We start from the raw sequence: 17816 nt of genomic DNA, 5'->3' as shown, positions 1-17816 counted from the left end.
CGTCACCACGGGAGCGGCACGACCCGCCGCGTCTCCGAAATCCTAGCACCGGCCGGTGGCCGGGAGGTGAAACGGTAGGCTGGTCCGGTGCCTATATCTAACGAACGAATCGTCTGGATCGACTGTGAAATGACCGGTCTGGACATCAAGAACGATGCCCTGATCGAGGTGGCGGCCCTGGTCACCGATTCGGAACTGAACATCCTTGGCGACGGCGTCGATGTGGTCATCAAACCCGATGATGCCGCGCTGGCCCAGATGAACGACTTTGTCCGGGACATGCACACGAAGTCCGGGCTCCTTAAGGAACTCCCCCACGGCAAGACAATGGCCGAGGCCGAGGCCGCCGTCATGGAATACATCTCCAAGTGGGTTCCGGACCCCCGCAAGGCACCGCTGGGCGGCAACTCCGTGGGGACCGACCGGGTGTTCCTGTCCCGCGACATGCCCGCAGTAGTGGAGCACCTGCACTACAGGGTGATTGACGTCAGCACCATCAAGGAGCTCTCGCGCCGCTGGTTCGCCCGAGCCTACTTCCAGTCGCCGGCGAAGAAGGGCGGGCACCGCGCCCTGGGGGACATCAAGGACTCCATTGACGAGCTCCGCTACTACCGCGAGGCTGTGTTCGTGCCCTCCCCGGGACCGGACAGCGCCACAGCGCAGCGGATCGCCAAGCGCATCACGGCGGCCGGAGACGGGCAGCCGGAAACGTAATCTGCGCCACCTTTCGCGGTTTTTTCCGTGAAAACGGCAAAAGTGGACAAAGCACCCCTGAAGAGCAGGTAAGCTATATGAGTTGCCTTTCCAGAGGGCCGGTCCGCCGGTAAATCTGCAGGTACATGGTGGGCTTAGCTCAGTTGGCAGAGCGCCTGGTTGTGGTCCAGGAGGTCGCGGGTTCAACCCCCGTAGCTCACCCTCACGGGACGGTATGTGCAGCCGTCCTCCAAGGAGGCCGCACCGGATATCCGGTGCGGCCTCCTTATTTTTTTGACTGCTGTGCACACTCTCTCTTGCACGAAACACCGCCGAAGGACCACCTGAAGATGACCGTTCTGCCAATCACCATCTGGGGAGAACCCGTACTGCACCGCCGGGCTTCCGAGGTGGAAGTATTCGACGACGAACTGCGCACCCTGATAGCGGACATGTTCGAAACGAATGACGCCGCCAACGGCGTGGGCCTGGCGGCGCCCCAGGTAGGGGTTGGCAAACGAATCTTCGTGTACAAGTACGCCAACGACGACGACGCTCCTCCCAGCGGCGTGGTGGTCAACCCCGTCCTGACGCTGTCAAAGATTTCCGGCGCTGTCCCGGATCCTGACGAGGAAGAAGAAGGGTGCCTGTCCTTTCCCAGCGGACAATACCCGCTCAAGCGCGCCGAATGGGCGCGTGTTGAAGGTTTCGACGGGTTCGGGCAGCCGGTCAAGTTCGAGGCTACGGGCTGGTTTGCCCGCGTGATCCAGCACGAATATGACCACCTGGACGGCAAGCTGTATGTGAACCGGCTCATGGACCGTTACAAGCGCAAGGCCATGAAGCTGGCGAAGAAGAACGGCTGGGGTGTTCCCGGCCTGACGTGGATGCCCGGCGTGGATCCGGACCCGTTCGGCCACTAGGTGTAATGACCGGACACGTTTGCATCGGCTGGCCTGCCCGGTATCGCCCGACCCATCATTGACCGTGGGCCACGAGAACTGGTCCCTTGGAGACGGAAAGGGGCCAGCCGGCTGACTCCTCCAGGCTGTATGTGCAGTTCAGTTGCTTCGGGAAGCCGCTGACTGAATGGCCCTGGCGAGGTCGCGGGGACGGCTCCACATAGGCCAATGCCCCGTCGGGAGGTCAATAACATCGAGGTGCTCGATGTTGGCGACTTCGGCAAACATGGCATGGCCGGCGCGGGCCAGCTCCAGCACCTGCGCGCTCGGGATCGAGCAGCACACGAGGGTGGTCGGGACCTTGCGGCGGGCATCGTTCGTGAGCTCGACGGGCTGACGAAGCACGGGGCCGGGCTCGGGGACGGCCCGGGCCCGAAAACGCTCCAGGACCTCTGCGCTCAGGCCCTCGAGGCTCGCCTGCTGTGCGAGGACGTCGAGGGCCGGCAGCGGAAGCTCCTCCAACTCCTCCGGGATGTCCGGCCCGAAGGCGCTTCCCGCCACCACAGGGCCGGAGTCCACCCACACCACCCGATGGACAAGCTCAGGGCGCCGGTCAAGGACGAGGCTGACGGGAGCGTTCGCCCCGCTGTGAGCGACGAGGATTGCGGGCTGATCCCCGGAGGCGCCGTGGTGAGCGATGACGTCCACAACCGCGGCGGCTTGATCGTCGAGAGTCTTCGCCGCATGCCCCGGATCGTCCACGTCGAGGCCGGGCAGTGTCATCGCGATGACACGGGCGTGGTCGGTTGCCAGGTGTTCAAGCACTTCGTCCCACGCCCAAGCGCCCAGCCAGTGGCCGGCGACGAGAATGATGAGCGGGCTGCCTGCAGTAGTTGTCATGTCAATACCCTCGCAGGCACTTCGGACAAGGGTATGTCACTATTTATGTCATGAATTTGCCGGAGCTTGAACTGTGAAGCGGGTTGAACGGCTCCATGCCCTATCCGAGATGTTGCGGCGCAGCGGCAGGAGGGGGGTGTCCGCCGACCGGTTAGCGGGAGAGTTTGAGGTATCCGTGCGCACAATCAAGAGAGACCTCGATGCGTTAGAGAACAGCGGTGCGCCTGTATGGTCCCGCCCTGGTCCGGGCGGAGGCTACGGATTGGCTACAGGCGGGTCCCTGCCGCCTGTCAGCCTGTCCCCTGCGCAGGCCGTTGCGCTCATGGCAGCCGTGGCCGCTGCACCCGATGCCCCCTACGCCGATCTGGCAGCAGCAGGCGTCCAGAAGATCCTGGACGTCCTCGATCCCAAAACCCGGGCACGGGCCGACGAGCTGGCCCACCGCGTCTGGGTCAACGCGCTTCCCTCCTCTTCGCGCGCAATTAAGTCGGCACTGGATGAGGCGATGGCCGAGCAGCGTGTGATCCGCATTCGCTACACATCGAGAGACGGGACCACGACCACCCGCGACGTTGAGCCGGTGCTGTTCGCCTCCACCAACGGCCAGTGGTACCTGGTTGGGTGGTGCCGATTGCGCAACGCCATGCGATGGTTCACCGTCTCGGGCATCGAGCGGGCCAGCGTCACCAGGACGGCTTGCGGCGGCCACGCCATCCACGAGGTCGGAGAACCCCCAGCAAACGCCAGGCCGGTGCACGGTCGGGGCGAATGAGTAGCTCAAGCACCTCGTCAGTACAACCAGGCCCGACGGCGCGCGCCGCCTGATTGCCTGTGCCCGGCGGCAGCAACGGGTGAGGTCGGACGCGGTGCAGCCGGGTTCCGGCTCAGCGGGCCACAACCGTCTGCTGGCCGGGGCAGGAACCCAGGACGCGCTTCATGGCGTCCTTCTCCGCTTCTGTGACCCACAGTCCGTAGGCGGCCTTCACTGAAACCTGGCGGGCCACATAGTGGCAGCGGATCGACGTGTTTTTGGGAAGCCAGGTGGCGGCGTCACCGGCGCCCTTCTTCTGGTTGGCAGGACCGTCTGCGGCAATGAGGTTCAGTGGATCGTTGGCGAGGTTCTGGCGCTCCCCCGCCGTCAGCGACTGTGCGCCCTTCTGCCAGGCGTCGCCGAGGGCAACCACATGGTCTATCTGGACCGCCCGGCTGCTGTCTGAGCCGCGGCGGAAGTCCACGAACTGCCCGGTGTAGGGCTCATGGAACGTACCGGCTGCCACCCGGCATCCGGAGCCGTCCGTCAGCACTACGTCGGTGAGGTCGCGGCGCAGGATGTCGTTGCGGGTATCGCAGCCGTTCCGGTCCACGTCCTGCCAGGCCTGGCCAAAGGCGTCCCGGCTGTAGTCCGACGCGGCGGCGCGTCCCTTGACGGCCAGCCCGTCCAGTGCGGCGAGGGCAGAACCTGCGGGCACCGGGTGCACAGGCTTAACAGCTTTCATCCACGCGGGATCAAAGACAGGAGCTTCAGTGGGGCCGGAAACCGCAGGCTCCGCTGCGGCAAACTGTCCGGCGGTGAAGAACCAGGACAGGGCCACCATGGCCGCTATTGCAGCTGCCGCCAGGATTCCCCACGCCTGGCGTGAACGCCGTCTCGCCCGCCGATAGGAGGACCAGCTCACGGTCATGGGGTTCCTGGCCTTGCGGTACTCTCATTCACCAGACGAGCCTAGGACACCCGTCCGGCACCCCCGCTGATATCCACAGTGTGGAGGGAGAGTGGAAGGTTACACCGGCGGGGTTACTGCTCCCGCATCACTCTTCGGAGGTCTTCCTCGGCGATAGCCAGCAGCCCTTCGAGCTGGCGCACCCGGTCCTCTCCGACGTCGCCCGTTTTGTGGGCGGCGCGGGCGCCCTCAAGGAGCCGGACAGCCTCCTTGTGGTTGGCTTTGGCGATGTCGAGGGCGTGCTCAAGGGTTGTTTCGTGCTGGAGCGTCGAATCATTTTCCATTCCACCAGTGTGATCCCGTTTCCCGGCTGATTCCAGCATCATCAGCCGGGAAATCGGGAGACCCTGGCCGGAAGCCTAAACGGCGATGGCTGCGAGGGCGGCTGCAGTTTCCTTTGCCGGGAACGACGGCGGGTTCACGCCGGCCATCTCCTCCATGACGCGGACCACCTGGCAGCTGTAACCGAACTCGTTGTCGTACCAGACGTAGAGCACCAGGTTCTTCTCGTTGGAGATCGTGGCCAGGCCGTCAACGATGCCCGCGCGGCGGGACCCGACGAAGTCGGTGGACACCACTTCGGGTGAGTCGATGTAGTCGATCTGCTTGCGCAGGTCCGAGTGCAGGGACATCTCCCGCAAGTAGTTGTTGACCTCGTCCTTGGTGGTCCCGTTCTCCAGGCTCAGGTTCAGGATGGCCAGGGACACGTCCGGGGTGGGGACGCGGATGGAGCTGCCGGTCAGCTTGCCAAGCAGTTCGGGGAGGGCCTTGGCCACGGCCTTGGCGGCGCCGGTCTCCGTGATCACCATGTTCAGTGCCGCCGACCGGCCGCGGCGGTCGCCCTTGTGGAAGTTGTCGATCAGGTTCTGGTCATTGGTGAAGGAGTGGACGGTCTCCACGTGCCCGTGGACCACGCCGAATTTGTCGTTGATGGCCTTGAGCACCGGCGTGATGGCGTTGGTGGTGCAGGACGCTGCGGACACAATCTTGTCCGTATCCTCGATGGTGCCCTGGTTGATGCCGTGCACGATGTTCTTCAGGTCGCCCTTGCCGGGGGCAGTCAGGAGCACCCGCGCAACGCCCTTGCTCTGCAGGTGCTGGGAGAGGCCTTCCGCGTCACGCCAGCGTCCGGTGTTGTCCACCACCAGGGCGTTGCTGATGCCGTAGGCGGTGTAGTCGATGGTGGCCGGGTTGTCCGAGTAGATGACCTGCACCTGGACGCCGTTTGCCGTGATGGTGTTGGCTTCCTCGTCAATCCGGATGGTGCCTTCAAAGGAACCGTGCACGGAGTCGCGGCGCAGCAGGCTGGCCCGCTTGGAGAGATCGTTGTCCGAGCCCTTGCGCACAACGATGGCGCGAAGCCGGAGGCCGTGTCCGCCGCCGGCCTTTTCGATCAGGAGGCGGGCCAGGAGCCGGCCGATCCGGCCGAAGCCGTAAAGCACCACATCGGTGCTGGTGCGGTCATCGCCGCCGCGTTTGCCGACGACGTCGGCCAGTTCCGCGCGGAGGAATTCTTCAAGGGTGGCGCCGTTGCCCTCTTCCTTGAACTTCTGGTTCAGCCGTGCAATGTCGATCGCGGCCGCGCCGAGCTCCAGGTTGGCCAGGGTGTTCAGGAGCGGAGCGGTCTCCTCCAGCAGCAGTTCGTCCTTGCTCATGCGGCGCGCAAAGCGGTGCGCCTTGAGGATGTTCATGGTGGACTTGTTGATCAAACTCCGGCCGTGGATGCTGGTGACCACGTTGTTTTCGCGGTACAGCCGGCCGATCACCGGGATCATGGCCTCGGCGAGGGCCTCGCGGCCCATCCACGTATCAAGACAAGAATCTGACGTCTGGCTCACAGAAATACCTTCCTCGGTTCAGCCGTGTACGTCCTCGTACACGGTTGTCGGCCACCACATGTCGTGCAGGGGCGCCTGCGCCCGCGGGGGTCGGCCCCCGGGCGCCTGGATCACACGCAAAGAAAAACCGCCGGCTGCGAACGCAACTCCGGCGGAAGAACTCCTGCGTCCGCATCCATTCTAAATTGGCTGGCGTCCGTAATTCGGCCCGGATGGAGTGAAATCACTCACAAGGAAGGCCGTTGCGCCAGACGATCAGTTGTGGATGGCCGAATAGAGATTGAGGCTGGAGGAGAAAACCACCCAGGACAGGTAGGGAAGCATCAACAGGCCTGCTGCGGGGCTTACCGGACCGAAGCGCAGGATGAGGAAGGCAACCGAGGCGCCAAGGGCCGCGATCACCAGGAAAGCCGCCCAGAGGGACGCACCGCCAAACACGGGAAAGAGTCCGAAAAAGGCCAGCGGCCATGCGGCGTTGAGCACCAACTGGGTGAGGTAGCCCGCCAGCGTGCCTCCGGTAAGGGCTCCCTTGCGCCAGACCAGCCAGGCGGCCACCGCAACCGCGGCGTACAGCAGCATCCACATGCTCCTGAACATCCAGCCGGGCGGCATCCAGGGGGCCTTGGCCGACACCGCGAACCAGCCGCTGGAATGCAGGATGATGGGGACCGACGCCGCGGCCCATGCGGCCAGGGAGAGCGAAAAGAAGCCGGCCAGGGCAACAGCCTGTTGGCTGCGTCCGGGGACTTGCTGCGGAAGAGCAGCGCCGGGGCTGTCTTGCGGGTCATGATTAGCGGGCACGGTTCAGGATCCCCAACACATCGTCCAAGGTCAAACCAGTGTGGATGGATGGGTTAACCGATACGCCGGGTTCTGTGCTCCCGTTCCGTTGCCGGCACGGGAGTAGCGGCCATCCATCTACGAACGCCGTTGCCGGCGCCCTCCAGCGGCCTACCCGGACACTCGGGCGGGCAGCCCTCAAACGTGTCCTGTCTGGCCTTGCTCCGGGTGGGGTTTACCTAGCCTTCCCGGTCACCCGGGAAGCTGGTGGTCTCTTACACCACCGTTTCACCCTTACCTGGTTCGTGCCGCTTTCAAACCGGCGCGACCCAGGCGGTCTGTTCTCTGTGGCACTGGCCTGCGGGTTACCCCGAGTGGGCGTTACCCACCACCCTGCCCTGCGGAGCCCGGACGTTCCTCGAGCCACTTGCGTGACGCGCGGCCGCCTGGTCAACCCATCCAAATCCCAGTCTACCGGTGGGCTTGCCCTTTCCCGCCGCCGGTAGGATCGGACGGTGCTGATTCTGCTTCCCCCTTCCGAAGGCAAGACACCCGCCGTCCGCGGATCCGCCGTCGACTGGACTTCCCTGAGCTTCCCCGAATTGAACGCCTGCCGCGCCAAAGTGCTGGATGCGCTGGGAACGGTGAGCGCGCACGAGGACGCCCTCGCGCTGCTGGGTGTGGGCGCATCGCTCCAGGACGACGTCGACCGCAACACGCGGCTTCATGCCGAACCGGCGGCGCCCGCCCACCGGATCTATTCGGGGGTGCTTTATGACGCCCTGGGCTACAAAACCCTCACGGCTGCGCAGCGCCGCAAGGCGGACGCGTCCGTCCTGGTGGTTTCCGCGCTCTGGGGCGTTATCCGTTTTGGTGACAGCGTGCCTGCCTACCGGCTGTCCATGGGTACTGCACTGCCCGACGTCGGCCGCCTCGCCTCGTTCTGGAAGCCGCAGCTCACCGATGCCCTTGCCGGAGCGGTGGAGGGGCAATTGCTGGTGGACTGCCGCTCAAGCACCTATGCGGCGGCGTGGGCGCCGCCCGCTGCCCAGACCGTGTCCGTCAACGTTTTCACCGAGGTGAACGGGGTCCGCAAGGTGGTGAGCCACTTCGCCAAGCACACCCGCGGCGAACTGGCCCGGCACCTGCTGGTGCGGAGAGGGAAGGCCCCGGCAGCGCCGTCGGAACTCTTGAAGGCAACGCGGGAAGTGTGGGCCGCGGAACTGGTTGAAGGTTCAGCCCGGAAGCCGCAGGCCCTGAACATCATCCTGCCGGGCTGAGTGTCAGGCCCACTCCTCCGAGCGGACCAGGATGGCGCCGGAGTCCGGGCAGAAGACGATGTCGTCGGCAGCTGCGGCCTTGACCTCGGCAAGGTCGCCGGGGCTCAGCTTCATGCCGGACGCCTCGGAGGTGCCATGGAACAGCCTGGCGGCGCCCACTCCGCGCCTGGCCAGCGTCTTTTCGTAGACGGCCAGCAGGCCGGCATCCAGGCCCGCAGCGAATTCGGAGCGCTGTGCGCGGAGGCCGCCCGCTTCCGCTTCCACGGCGGCCAGTTCCGCGTCCAGCTCGGCGCGGATGGTGCCGAACGACCCCTGGATGTCATCCACAATCCCCTGTTGCCGGGCCTGGGTGGCCCGCAGGGAATCAAGGCGCTCCATCACCTCGAGTTCAATGTCCTCCAGGTCCGAGCGCCGCTTATTGAGCGAGGCGATGTCCTTCTGGAGGGCCACCAGGTCCTTGGACAGGCCGGTGCCGCTGTTCAGCCGTGCCTCGTCCCGCTGGATACGGGAGGCTACCTGTTCCACGTCCGCCTCGGCGCGCCTGAGTTCGGCTTCGGCGTCGTGGACAGCCACTTTCGCGGCGCCCAGCTCACCGTTGGCGACGGAAAGGGCGGCTTCGAGGTCCTTGATGCGCGGATCGGTTTCCAGCGCGCGGCGGCGGTTGGCAAGCGACTTCAGCTTGGCATCCAGCCCCTGCAGTCCAAGCAACTTCAACTGTTCCGCCGGTGCTGCCTTCGCCACTGTTACCTCCGCTTGATTCCTTCCGGCCGGTGCCGGGCGCCTGGACGGCGCTTCCTAGACTCTAGCGCCTGCCCTGCTCCCCAGCTCCCCTGCCCCGCTGTGTCTCCACCGGCTCCGGGCTTAACCCGGGGTGAGGATGAAGTCCCAGGGATCGCTGTTGGTGGTGCTGACCTGGATTTCGACGTCATGGCCCTGGTCGGCGAGGACATTGCCCAGCGCGGCTGCCGCGGCCGGCAGCCACAGCCACTCACTGGCGAAGTGGGAAACGTCAATCAGGTAGGGCCGGCCGTTGTGGGCAGCTTCCCTTGCCTCCGACGCCGGATGGTGGCGGAGGTCCGCCGTGACGTAGACGTCGGCGTTGCTGGCCCTGACCTCGTTGAAGAGCGAGTCACCCGCGCCGCCGCAGACGGCAATGCGCCGTACCAGGCCGTCCTTGTCGCCGGACACCCGCACTCCCCCTGCCACGGAGGGCAGGATGCCAAACACCCGGGCAGCAAAGTCTCCCAGGCTCATGGCCTCCGGCAGGTCCCCTACCCGCCCGATTCCCTCTTCCGGCAGTCCGTTTGCCGCCACGGTGAGCGGGGCCGCGTCCTGCAGGCCCAGGGCGTCGGCCAGGACATCGGAAACGCCCCCGACGGCGGAATCGCCGTTGGTGTGGACGGTCAGCAGGGCTGTGCCGGACTCGATCAACCGGTGGACGGCCCGGCCCTTGGGCGTGGTGGCCGCGACCGAGGTGACACCCCTCAGCAGCAGCGGATGGTGGGTGATCAGGAGCTCGGCACCCCACTCCACTGCTTCTTCAATGACTTCCAGGGTGGGGTCCACGGCAAACATGACCCTCGTGACTGGAGCCGAGGGGTGTCCCGCCACCAGCCCCACCTCGTCCCAGTTCTCCGCCAGGGACTCGGGCCACAGTTCCTCGACGGCCAGGAGCATCTCGCCCAAAGTGGGGACCTGCGTCTGCCCCGCCGCCGCGTCATTGCCGGACGCGTCTTTCCCGGAAGGGGCCTCGCCGCCGCGAGGCCCGCCGTCGTGATTTTCGGGGCCGGTAACGTCGGTGTCCACAGGTTCCATAGTCTTAGTTTTACCCCATCGCGTCCTCCGCGCCGCACGGCGACGGGCGGCGCCCGCGGCGCCCAGGGAATCATCCGGCGCCCCCAACCATTGAAGAGGTCATGAAAACTTTTGTTTTAGGCGGAGGCTGCTTCTGGTGCCTCGACGCTGTCTACCAGAAGACCAAGGGTGTCAGCGCTGTGGTGTCCGGCTACACGGGCGGCCACGATCCCAACCCCGACTATTACTCCGTGTGCAACGGCACCACCGGGCACGCCGAGGTGGTGGCTGTGACGTTCGACGAGGAGATCATCCCGGAAGAGGTGGTCCTTGACATGTTTTTCGCCCTGCACGATCCCACAACGCTGAACCGCCAGGGCTATGACGTGGGAACCCAGTACCGTTCCTCGATGTTCTATGAGACCACCGAGGAGAAGATTCTTTTCGAGGAAGCGATAGACCGCAACCAGTCGCTGTGGGCCCATCCAATCGTCACGGAGGTCAGCCGGCTGCCGCGCTTCCACGTGGCGGAGGACTTCCACCAGGACTACTACGCCAAACATCCCGAGCAGGGGTACTGCCAGGTGATCATCAACCCCAAGCTCGCGAAGGCCCGGAAATATTACTCTGCATGGCTTAACGCTTAGCCACGGTTACGCGGCCTCGTTAGGCTGACCTCAGTATTCACCCCTCAGAGATAGGCGTATGTACATGGCACGGATCTATGACGATGTGACCCAGCTGGTCGGCGGCACCCCGCTGGTCAAGCTCAACCGGCTCAGCGAGGGGCTGGATGCCACCGTCGCCGTCAAGCTTGAGTTCTACAACCCGGCCAACAGCGTCAAGGACCGTATCGGTGTGGCAATCGTCGACGCCGCGGAGAAGTCCGGTGCACTGAAGCCGGGCGGGACCATCGTTGAAGGCACCTCCGGAAACACCGGCATCGCCCTGGCCATGGTGGGCGCGGCCCGCGGCTACAAGGTCATCCTGACCATGCCGGAGACCATGTCCACCGAGCGCCGCGTCATGCTGCGCGCCTTCGGCGCCGAGATCGTCCTGACCCCCGGCTCAGAGGGAATGCGCGGCGCCGTGGAGAAGGCCCAGGAAATTGTGGCCAACACGGAAAACTCCATCTGGGCCCAGCAGTTCGCCAACGAAGCCAACCCTGAAATCCACCGCAACACCACGGCGGAGGAAATCTGGGCTGACACCGACGGCGCCGTGGACATCTTCGTTGCCGGCGTGGGCACCGGCGGAACCGTCACCGGCGTTGGCCAGGTCCTGAAGGAGCGCAAGCCCGGCGTCCAGATCGTGGCGATCGAACCCAAGGACTCCGCAATCCTCAATGGCGGCGCCCCCGGCCCGCATAAGATCCAGGGCATCGGGGCCAACTTCGTGCCCGAAATCCTGGACACCAACATCTATGACGAGGTCCTGGACGCCACCCTCGAGGACTCCGTCCGCGTGGCCCGCGAGCTCGGCGTCAAAGAAGGCATCCTCGGCGGTATCTCCTCCGGAGCGATCGTCTGGGGTGCACTGGAGCTGGCGAAGCGCCCCGAAAACGCGGGCAAGCTGATCGTCGCCATTGTCTGCGACTTCGGTGAGCGTTACATCTCCACCGTGCTCTATGACGACATCCGCGGCTGACCCGGCCGCTCTTCGCCCGTTTCCTGTAGAAAGAACTCTGTGGGCTTTTTCGCAAGACTAAAGGAAGACCTCGACGCCGCCCGGTCCCACGACCCGGCGGCTCGAGGTTCTTTCGAGAACTTTTTCGCATATTCCGGGCTGCATGCCATCTGGATCCACAGGCTGACGCACCGGCTGTGGCAGAATCCGGCCCTGCGTTTCCCGGCGCGGCTGCTCTCGCAGCTGGGCCGCTTCCTGACCGGGATCGAGATCCATCCGGGGGCCACCATCGGCCGCCGCTTCTTCATCGATCACGGCATGGGCGTGGTCATCGGCGAAACCGCGGACATCGGTGAGGACGTGATGATCTACCACGGGGTCACCCTGGGTGGCCGGTCACTCGCACGGATCAAGCGCCACCCCACCATCGGCGACCGCGTGACCATTGGCGCCGGTGCAAAGATCCTGGGGCCCATCACCATTGGCAGGGACAGCGCCGTCGGCGCCAACGCCGTGGTGGTCAAGGACGCCCCTCCCGAATCGATCGTCACCGGCGTTCCCGCGAAGTGGCGCCACCGTGACGCACAGCGCGAAACCAAGCCGGCGGTTGACCCGGCGGAATACGACATCGAATACCGCATCTGACGGGGCCGGCCCTTGGGCTGTCCAGCAAAACAAGAGCAAGAAGAAAAGGCGGGCAGTTTCCGGATCACCGGAAACTGCCCGCCTTTTGTGCCCTGAGGCGGAACCTAGTGGGTGTCCACCGCTTCGATTTCGGACTTGTCCTCGCCCCACAGGGTGTGGAACGTGCCTTCCGCATCGACGCGGCCGTAGGTGTGGGCGCCGAAGAGGTCGCGCTGGCCCTGGATGAGGGCTGCGGCGACGCGCTTGCGGCGCAGGCCGTCGTAGTAGGCCAGTGAGGAGGAGAAAACCGGAACCGGGATTCCCAGTTGGACAGCCGTGGCCACCACGCGGCGCCAGGCGGGAAGGGCGCCGGCGATCGCTTCCGTGAACGCCGGAGCGAACAGCAGGTTGGCGGGCTTCTCTTCAGCGGCGTAGGCCTTGGTGATGTCCTTGAGCAGTTCTGCGCGGATGATGCAGCCGGCCCGCCACAGCGAGGCGATCTCGTCCAGCTTCAGGTCCCAGTTGTATTCCTTGGCTGCCGAGGTGAGCATGTCCAGGCCCTGGGCGTAGGAAACCAGCTTGGAGGCGTAGAGCGCCTGGCGGACGTCCTCGACGAAGGTCTCCGGGATTTCGACGTCGGCCTCGTGGCCTGCCAGCAGTTCCTGGCCCAGCTTGCGCTGGCCGGCCTGGGAGGACAGTGCACGGGCGAACACGGATTCGGCGATGCCGGAGACCGGGGAACCCAGTTCCAGGGCCGAGATAACGGTCCAGCGGCCGGTGCCCTTCTGGCCTGCTGCGTCCACCACGACGTCCACGAACGGCTTGCCGGTCCTGGCATCCACGTGGCCCAGGACCTCGGCGGAGATTTCGATCAGGAAGGAGGACAGCTCGCCCTTGTTCCAGTCGCTGAAGATCTTGGCCTGCTCCGCGGGCTCGATGCCGGCACCGGAACGGAGCAGGTCGAAGGCTTCGCCGATGACCTGCATGTCGGCATATTCGATGCCGTTGTGGACCATCTTGACGAAGTGGCCGGCGCCGTCGGTGCCCACCCAGGCGCAGCAGGGCTCGCCGTCGACCTTTGCGGAGATCTTCTCGAGCAGCGGGCCGAGGGCTTTGTAGGACTCCTTGGAACCGCCGGGCATGATGGAGGGTCCGTTCAAGGCACCTTCCTCGCCGCCGGAAACGCCGACGCCCACGAAGTGCAAGTCCTTCTTGGCGAGGGCGGCCTCACGGCGGCGGGTGTCCTCGTAGTGGGAGTTTCCGGCGTCGATGATGATGTCGCCGGGTTCCAGCAGGGGCTCAAGCTGTTCGATCACGGAGTCAACCGGCTTGCCGGCCTTCACCATGATGAGGACCCGGCGCGGCTTCTCGAGAGAGTCCACCAGCTCCTGCAGGGTTTCGGTGCGGATGAAGTCGCCGTCCGTACCGTGCTTTGCCAGCAGGGCGTCCGTCTTTTCGACTGAGCGGTTGTGCAGGGCGACCGTGAAGCCGTTGCGGGCCAGGTTGCGGGCCAGGTTGGCGCCCATCACCGCGAGGCCGGTGACACCGATGTGTGCAGACATCAAAACTCCAATTCGTACTGTGCGATGGATGTGCAGTGGCTCCCGGTGCTCGGAAGACCGTTGCAGACCAAGGGTCTGAATAAAGCATATATATTCATGAAGTCACAGGAAAGTAACGCCCACGTAATGGAACAGTTTGTGTCGCTGACAGTCAAGGACGGCTGCTTCCCGGCCGACCTGTTCCCACTAGGCTTAGCTGCATGACCAGCAGCCTGCACCACCGTGCCATTGAGAACCTGGGCACGCGCATCATCTCGGGCGAGCTTCCTGCCGGCCACATCATGCTTGCCGAAAAACTTGAGGATGAGCTCAAGGTTTCGCGTTCGGTGATCCGCGAAGCCGTCCGTGTGCTGCAATCCCTTGGGCTGGTGGAAACCACCAAGCGGGTGGGAATCCGGGTCCTGCCGCCGAGCCGCTGGAACCCCTTTGACCCGCAGGTCATCCGCTGGCGGCTCGCCAGCAAGGCGCGCGGTGCCCAGCTGCGGTCCCTGGCCGAGCTGAGGTCGGCCGTGGAACCGGCAGCTGCCGAACTTGCCGCGCAGAACGCCCCCGCGCCGCTGCGGCTGGAGCTGGTGGATGTTGCCCATGCAATGCGCGACGCCGGCCACAGGGGGGAAGTGCCACGCTTCCTTGAGCTGGACATCCAGTTCCATTCGCTGCTGCTCTCCGGATCCGGGAACGAGATGTTTGCGAACCTCATGGGCCAGGTGGCCGAAACCCTGACGGGCCGGACCGTGCATGGGCTGATGCCCGACCATCCGCACGAGGCAGCACTGCAGTGGCACGTGGATGTGGCGGAGGCAATTGCCCGGGGCGACGCCGGCGCTGCCCGCGAGGCCTCCGACAAGATCATGAGGCGGACCATGTCGCAGATGTCAGACACCTGGACGGAACAGCCCCGGGTTTTTATCCCCGTGCACCGCTGACCCCGGCCCGCGGTTCACGGTCCGCGGCCGGAGCATCGAACCGCTGCGGCATTCCAGGCGCACGGCAGTTGGTGCATGACACAGCAGGAATCGGCTTTTTGTTTCCGTAAGTTCACGGTATATTCAATTCAGGCCCTCCACCGCGGCATCCCCCAATAGTCGCGGTGGAGGGTTTTCCATTGCCCTGAAAGGCCTGTTCCGGCCGTCGGGCCTCCCCTAGGCGGCATCTGCAACCGCCTCCCGGAGCCGCCAGCCCCCGCCCAGCCCGTCCCTTTCCAGGAGCATGGTGGTGAGGGCTGACCCCGTGTTCCTGCCCAGCCGGACCTGGAGCTGGAGGACCTCGACGTCCACCCTGCTGAGCCCCTTGGGCATCCGGCGGCGCGTCTCCCACCAGTTGACCCGTTCGAACCACCTCACCGGTTCGGCACCCACGGCCCATTCCCTGCCACCGCTGAGCACCGCCGTCGGCCTGCCGTCGGCGCCTGTCCTCACAATCACGTGTTCCATGCCTGCAAGCTATGGCAGGGGGCCGACATTCACGCCGGGCCGGAACACCAGGCGGGCAACTTCTGCAGTAACAAGGGGGCAGTAGTAAAGAGGCAACAAAAAAGCCCCGCAGTTTCCGCCTTAAGGCGGAAACTGCGGGGCTTGCCGGTGGGTCCTACCGGGATCGAACCGATGACATCCACGGTGTAAACGTGGCGCTCTACCAGCTGAGCTAAAGACCCATGGTTGCCGGATCAGGCGCTGCTGCGCCCTGACCAACGAACATAGACTCTACCCGACGCCGGGCATAAAGTGCGAATCGGCGCACCCTCCCTGCCCATTCCGCCGCCCGGCTATACCGGCGGAAGCTCAGCGGCGAGCCAGGTCAACGATTCGCTGACACCGGCTTCAAGCTTGACGGTCGCCTTGTCGTCCCCGCGCGTGGCCCCACGGTTGATGATGACCACCGGTTTGCCGTCCTTCGCCGCGTGCCTGACAAACCGGAGGCCGCTCATCACCGTGAGGGAGGAGCCAGCAACCACCAGCGCCGCGGCGTCGTCAACCATCCGGTACGACGTTTCAACCCTGTCCTTGGGCACGTTCTCCCCGAAGTACACGAAATCCGGTTTCAGTGTTCCTCCACAGGCGGGGCACACAGCAACAACAAAGCTGCTGATCAGGGTCTGGTCCTCCACTGTTGAATCGGCATCCGGAGCCATTTCCACCAGGCCTGATTCCTTCGCCCGGTCAAGGAAGCCGGGATTCAATTCCTCCAGCATTCCTGCCAGCAGGCGGCGGGAGTAGGTCCGGCGGCAGTCCAGGCACACTATCTGGTCATACCGGCCATGGAGGTCCACAACATTCACGCTGCCGGCGTCCTGGTGGAGCCGGTCCACGTTCTGCGTAATGAGGCCCGTCAGGTGTCCACGGCGTTCCAGTTCGGCAGCGGCACGGTGGCCCTGGTTGGGATCAGCGTGGCGGAGGTGTGACCATCCGATGTGGTTTCTCGCCCAGTAGCGCTGGCGGTTCGCGGCCGCCTTGACGAACTCCTGGTAGGTCATGGGTGTCCGCGGCGGCGACCCCGGCCCACGGTAGTCGGGAATACCCGAGTCGGTGCTGAGGCCGGCACCGGTAAGGAGGGCGAACCGGCCCCCTGCCAGCAGGTCCCTGATGCGGACCAGGACCTCGAGCTCATCGGCGGAAGGCATGGCGGGAGGAACCGGCGGCATGCTGGCAAAGCCCGTGAGGCCCACACCATGCCGCTGCTCAGCCATAATCCGTCAGGCCTTATCCAGCCCGGCCAGCGCCTTGCGGTATTCGCCGAGGTCCCGGGCCCGTCCGCGCGGGTTCACCACGGTGTAGCGGATGGCGCCCCCGGCATCGATGATGAACGTGCCCCGCAGCGCCATTCCGCTCTCGGGGTCGAAGACACCATAGAGGCTTGCCGCAGCACCGTGGGGCCAGAAGTCCGCCAGCAGGTCGAAGGTATACCCCTCCTGCTGGGCGTAGGCCCGCAGGGTGAACTTACTGTCAACGGAAACCGCCAGGACAATGGCATTCCCGTCTTCGAACAGGGCCAGATTGTCCCTGATTTCGCAGAGCTCGCCGGTGCAGATGCCGGAGAAGGCAAACGGATAAAACACCAGCACCACGTTCTGGCCGCGGAAGGCGGATAACCTGACCGGTTCGCCGTACTGGTTGACGAGTTCAAAGTCGGGTGCCGGAGCGCCAACGGCGGGGACGGCAACGGAGGCAGCGGCAAGCGCTGCCGTCACTTGTTCTTCCTGCTCACCAGCCGCGTTGCGCTCCAGTCCTTGGACACGCCTGCCGACGTCGTCACGTGCAGTCCGGCGGTCGGCGCCGCTTCCTGGATGTCCGCCGGGGAGACGTATCCAGTCCTTCCGGACTTGGGTGTCAGGACCCAGACGACGCCGTTTTCGCTCAGCGTGGTCAGCGAATCCATGAGGCTGTCCACCAGGTCCCCGTCGCCGTCGCGCCACCAGAAAACGACGGCGTCCGCCACTTCATGGTCGTCCTCGTCCAGCAGCTCGGAACCCGTCAGGTCCTCAATATCGTCACGCAAGTCGAAATCGACGTCGTCGTCGTAACCGAACTCCTGAATCAGATCCCCATTCTTGAAACCCAATTTTTCCGCCACATTTACCGAAGTGGCGGCGTCGGCCTCGCTCACGTGTACCTCCAATGCCTTATATGCGCAGTGCGCATAGTGATTTCCATTACTCCCAGCCAACACCCTTTGTGCCTGAGCTTCAAGCTGCCGCCCCCGTGATGTGGCATATTCTGCGTCACACCAGGTTCCGCCAACCCGCAGCACAGCGGCTTTTCGTCACACAACCAGTATGACGGCGAAATACAACCGGGCCGCCCAAGCCGCGGCTACGCATCGCGTTGGGGACAGAGTTAGAGTGGCAGGTGACAACTATGCCTGCGGGGCAACAACCCTGTAACTCCAATGCAGACGTAGGAATGCTAGGACCCTGCCCGGCACACATGACCGGGCTGTTGTAACCGATACGTCGCACACGGCGTATGTACGCCGGGCGGTCACCCTGCCCGGCCTGAGTGCGCCATCAATGCGCGCAAAGAGAGGTTGGACGTGGCTGCAGGAGAAGATACCTCCCATATCCTCAGCGGGTTGACTAACCAGCTGCCTGATCGTGATC

20 protein-coding genes, 2 tRNA genes and 1 other RNA gene are annotated in these 17816 nt (G+C 64.8%); 9 read left to right on the top strand and 14 right to left on the bottom strand.

The features are described 5' to 3' along the window. Positions 1-87: 87 nt before the first annotated feature. The 3 genes from orn (at position 88) to def (ending at position 1616) form a co-directional block, all read left to right on the top strand. Positions 88-714: an oligoribonuclease gene (gene orn, locus IEX33_RS08180; RefSeq protein ID WP_188729280.1), complete on the top strand. Its 627-nt coding sequence runs from the start codon at positions 88-90 to the stop codon at positions 712-714. Positions 715-842: 128 nt separating this feature from the next. Further along, a tRNA-His gene (locus IEX33_RS08175) sits at positions 843-915 on the top strand. A 128-nt stretch (positions 916-1043) separates the two neighbouring features. Next, positions 1044-1616 (top strand): peptide deformylase, encoded by a 573-nt coding sequence (gene def / locus IEX33_RS08170; RefSeq protein WP_188729278.1) that lies wholly within the window; start codon positions 1044-1046, stop codon positions 1614-1616. Positions 1617-1754: 138 nt separating this feature from the next. Here the strand turns inward: def and IEX33_RS08165 are convergent, their stop codons facing one another. After that, positions 1755-2495 carry an alpha/beta fold hydrolase gene (locus tag IEX33_RS08165; RefSeq protein WP_188729275.1) on the bottom strand — a complete coding sequence of 247 codons (741 nt, stop codon included), beginning with the start codon at positions 2493-2495 and terminating at the stop codon, positions 1755-1757. A 73-nt stretch (positions 2496-2568) separates the two neighbouring features. Here IEX33_RS08165 and IEX33_RS08160 point away from each other — a divergent pair, with 73 nt between their 5' ends. Next, complete coding sequence (locus tag IEX33_RS08160; protein WP_188729273.1) at positions 2569-3267, top strand: helix-turn-helix transcriptional regulator; 699 nt, start codon at positions 2569-2571, stop codon at positions 3265-3267. Between the two features lie 112 nt (positions 3268-3379). Here the strand turns inward: IEX33_RS08160 and IEX33_RS08155 are convergent, their stop codons facing one another. The 5 genes from IEX33_RS08155 to rnpB form a co-directional block, all read right to left on the bottom strand. Further along, complete coding sequence (locus tag IEX33_RS08155; RefSeq protein WP_188729272.1) at positions 3380-4177, bottom strand: HNH endonuclease family protein; 798 nt, start codon at positions 4175-4177, stop codon at positions 3380-3382. A 113-nt stretch (positions 4178-4290) separates the two neighbouring features. Beyond that, on the bottom strand, positions 4291-4500 hold the full coding sequence (locus IEX33_RS08150) for a hypothetical protein (RefSeq protein WP_104186106.1): 210 nt from the start codon (positions 4498-4500) through the stop codon (positions 4291-4293). A 75-nt stretch (positions 4501-4575) separates the two neighbouring features. Then, entirely contained in the window at positions 4576-6054 is a 1479-nt protein-coding gene (locus IEX33_RS08145; RefSeq protein WP_188729271.1) for a glyceraldehyde-3-phosphate dehydrogenase, read from the bottom strand. Between the two features lie 255 nt (positions 6055-6309). Beyond that, positions 6310-6855, bottom strand: a complete 546-nt coding sequence (locus IEX33_RS08140; RefSeq protein WP_188729269.1) for a TspO/MBR family protein — start codon at positions 6853-6855, stop codon at positions 6310-6312. A 45-nt stretch (positions 6856-6900) separates the two neighbouring features. Next, positions 6901-7292: RNase P RNA component class A (rnpB, locus tag IEX33_RS08135), an RNA gene on the bottom strand. Positions 7293-7349: 57 nt separating this feature from the next. On the opposite strand from rnpB, the gene IEX33_RS08130 reads away from it, so the two are divergent. Then, positions 7350-8114: a YaaA family protein gene (locus IEX33_RS08130; RefSeq protein ID WP_188729267.1), complete on the top strand. Its 765-nt coding sequence runs from the start codon at positions 7350-7352 to the stop codon at positions 8112-8114. Positions 8115-8117: 3 nt separating this feature from the next. Here IEX33_RS08130 and IEX33_RS08125 read toward each other — a convergent pair whose 3' ends face one another. Together IEX33_RS08125 and IEX33_RS08120 are read right to left on the bottom strand one after the other, a co-directional pair. Next, complete coding sequence (locus tag IEX33_RS08125) at positions 8118-8855, bottom strand: zinc ribbon domain-containing protein (RefSeq protein WP_188729265.1); 738 nt, start codon at positions 8853-8855, stop codon at positions 8118-8120. 120 nt (positions 8856-8975) lie between these two features. After that, on the bottom strand, positions 8976-9929 hold the full coding sequence (locus tag IEX33_RS08120; RefSeq protein ID WP_377089944.1) for a Nif3-like dinuclear metal center hexameric protein: 954 nt from the start codon (positions 9927-9929) through the stop codon (positions 8976-8978). A 101-nt stretch (positions 9930-10030) separates the two neighbouring features. On the opposite strand from IEX33_RS08120, the gene msrA reads away from it, so the two are divergent. The 3 genes from msrA to epsC all read left to right on the top strand — a co-directional run bounded on the left by msrA (position 10031) and on the right by epsC (position 12179). Further along, positions 10031-10555 (top strand): peptide-methionine (S)-S-oxide reductase MsrA, encoded by a 525-nt coding sequence (gene msrA, locus IEX33_RS08115; RefSeq protein WP_104186111.1) that lies wholly within the window; start codon positions 10031-10033, stop codon positions 10553-10555. A 64-nt stretch (positions 10556-10619) separates the two neighbouring features. Beyond that, a complete protein-coding gene (gene cysK / locus IEX33_RS08110; protein ID WP_104186137.1) occupies positions 10620-11555 on the top strand; it encodes a cysteine synthase A in 936 nt (311 codons plus the stop codon). A 39-nt stretch (positions 11556-11594) separates the two neighbouring features. After that, positions 11595-12179, top strand: coding sequence for a serine O-acetyltransferase EpsC (epsC, locus tag IEX33_RS08105; protein ID WP_188729263.1), 585 nt, complete (start codon positions 11595-11597; stop codon positions 12177-12179). Between the two features lie 104 nt (positions 12180-12283). Here epsC and gndA read toward each other — a convergent pair whose 3' ends face one another. After that, on the bottom strand, positions 12284-13720 hold the full coding sequence (gene gndA / locus IEX33_RS08100; RefSeq protein WP_188729261.1) for an NADP-dependent phosphogluconate dehydrogenase: 1437 nt from the start codon (positions 13718-13720) through the stop codon (positions 12284-12286). A 200-nt stretch (positions 13721-13920) separates the two neighbouring features. Here gndA and IEX33_RS08095 point away from each other — a divergent pair, with 200 nt between their 5' ends. Beyond that, entirely contained in the window at positions 13921-14646 is a 726-nt protein-coding gene (locus IEX33_RS08095; RefSeq protein ID WP_104186114.1) for a FadR/GntR family transcriptional regulator, read from the top strand. A 216-nt stretch (positions 14647-14862) separates the two neighbouring features. On the opposite strand, the gene IEX33_RS08090 is transcribed toward IEX33_RS08095, so the two are convergent. The 5 genes from IEX33_RS08090 to IEX33_RS08070 all read right to left on the bottom strand — a co-directional run bounded on the left by IEX33_RS08090 (position 14863) and on the right by IEX33_RS08070 (position 17323). Next, entirely contained in the window at positions 14863-15153 is a 291-nt protein-coding gene (locus IEX33_RS08090) for a hypothetical protein (protein WP_188729260.1), read from the bottom strand. 148 nt (positions 15154-15301) lie between these two features. Continuing rightward, positions 15302-15374: transfer RNA gene (locus IEX33_RS08085), tRNA-Val, on the bottom strand. A 111-nt stretch (positions 15375-15485) separates the two neighbouring features. Beyond that, complete coding sequence (locus IEX33_RS08080; protein WP_188729258.1) at positions 15486-16406, bottom strand: NAD-dependent protein deacetylase; 921 nt, start codon at positions 16404-16406, stop codon at positions 15486-15488. 6 nt (positions 16407-16412) lie between these two features. Then, positions 16413-16907, bottom strand: coding sequence for a peroxiredoxin (locus tag IEX33_RS08075; protein WP_188729256.1), 495 nt, complete (start codon positions 16905-16907; stop codon positions 16413-16415). After that, positions 16904-17323, bottom strand: a complete 420-nt coding sequence (locus IEX33_RS08070; RefSeq protein WP_066276773.1) for a DUF3052 domain-containing protein — start codon at positions 17321-17323, stop codon at positions 16904-16906. Before IEX33_RS08070 ends, IEX33_RS08075 begins: the two co-directional genes overlap by 4 nt. Positions 17324-17816: the final 493 nt, after the last annotated feature.

Source organism: Pseudarthrobacter scleromae (assembly GCF_014644515.1).
In the GTDB taxonomy this organism is placed as follows: domain Bacteria; phylum Actinomycetota; class Actinomycetes; order Actinomycetales; family Micrococcaceae; genus Arthrobacter; species Arthrobacter scleromae.
The sequence above is the reverse complement of the archived record's forward strand: the minus strand, read 5'-3'. Positions and strand labels throughout refer to the sequence as shown.

Excerpts from the sequence above, each read along its gene's own strand:
- IEX33_RS08165 (WP_188729275.1), bottom strand. The coding sequence starts at position 2,495 with ATGACAACTACTGCAGGCAGCCCGCTCATCATTCTCGTCGCCGGCCAC.
- gndA (WP_188729261.1), bottom strand. The coding sequence starts at position 13,720 with ATGTCTGCACACATCGGTGTCACCGGCCTCGCGGTGATGGGCGCCAAC.
- msrA (WP_104186111.1), top strand. The coding sequence starts at position 10,031 with ATGAAAACTTTTGTTTTAGGCGGAGGCTGCTTCTGGTGCCTCGACGCT.
- def (WP_188729278.1), top strand. The coding sequence starts at position 1,044 with ATGACCGTTCTGCCAATCACCATCTGGGGAGAACCCGTACTGCACCGC.
- IEX33_RS08120 (WP_377089944.1), bottom strand. The coding sequence starts at position 9,929 with ATGGAACCTGTGGACACCGACGTTACCGGCCCCGAAAATCACGACGGC.
- IEX33_RS08155 (WP_188729272.1), bottom strand. The coding sequence starts at position 4,177 with ATGACCGTGAGCTGGTCCTCCTATCGGCGGGCGAGACGGCGTTCACGC.
- IEX33_RS08090 (WP_188729260.1), bottom strand. The coding sequence starts at position 15,153 with ATGGAACACGTGATTGTGAGGACAGGCGCCGACGGCAGGCCGACGGCG.
- IEX33_RS08150 (WP_104186106.1), bottom strand. The coding sequence starts at position 4,500 with ATGGAAAATGATTCGACGCTCCAGCACGAAACAACCCTTGAGCACGCC.
- IEX33_RS08080 (WP_188729258.1), bottom strand. The coding sequence starts at position 16,406 with ATGGCTGAGCAGCGGCATGGTGTGGGCCTCACGGGCTTTGCCAGCATG.
- cysK (WP_104186137.1), top strand. The coding sequence starts at position 10,620 with ATGGCACGGATCTATGACGATGTGACCCAGCTGGTCGGCGGCACCCCG.
- IEX33_RS08095 (WP_104186114.1), top strand. The coding sequence starts at position 13,921 with ATGACCAGCAGCCTGCACCACCGTGCCATTGAGAACCTGGGCACGCGC.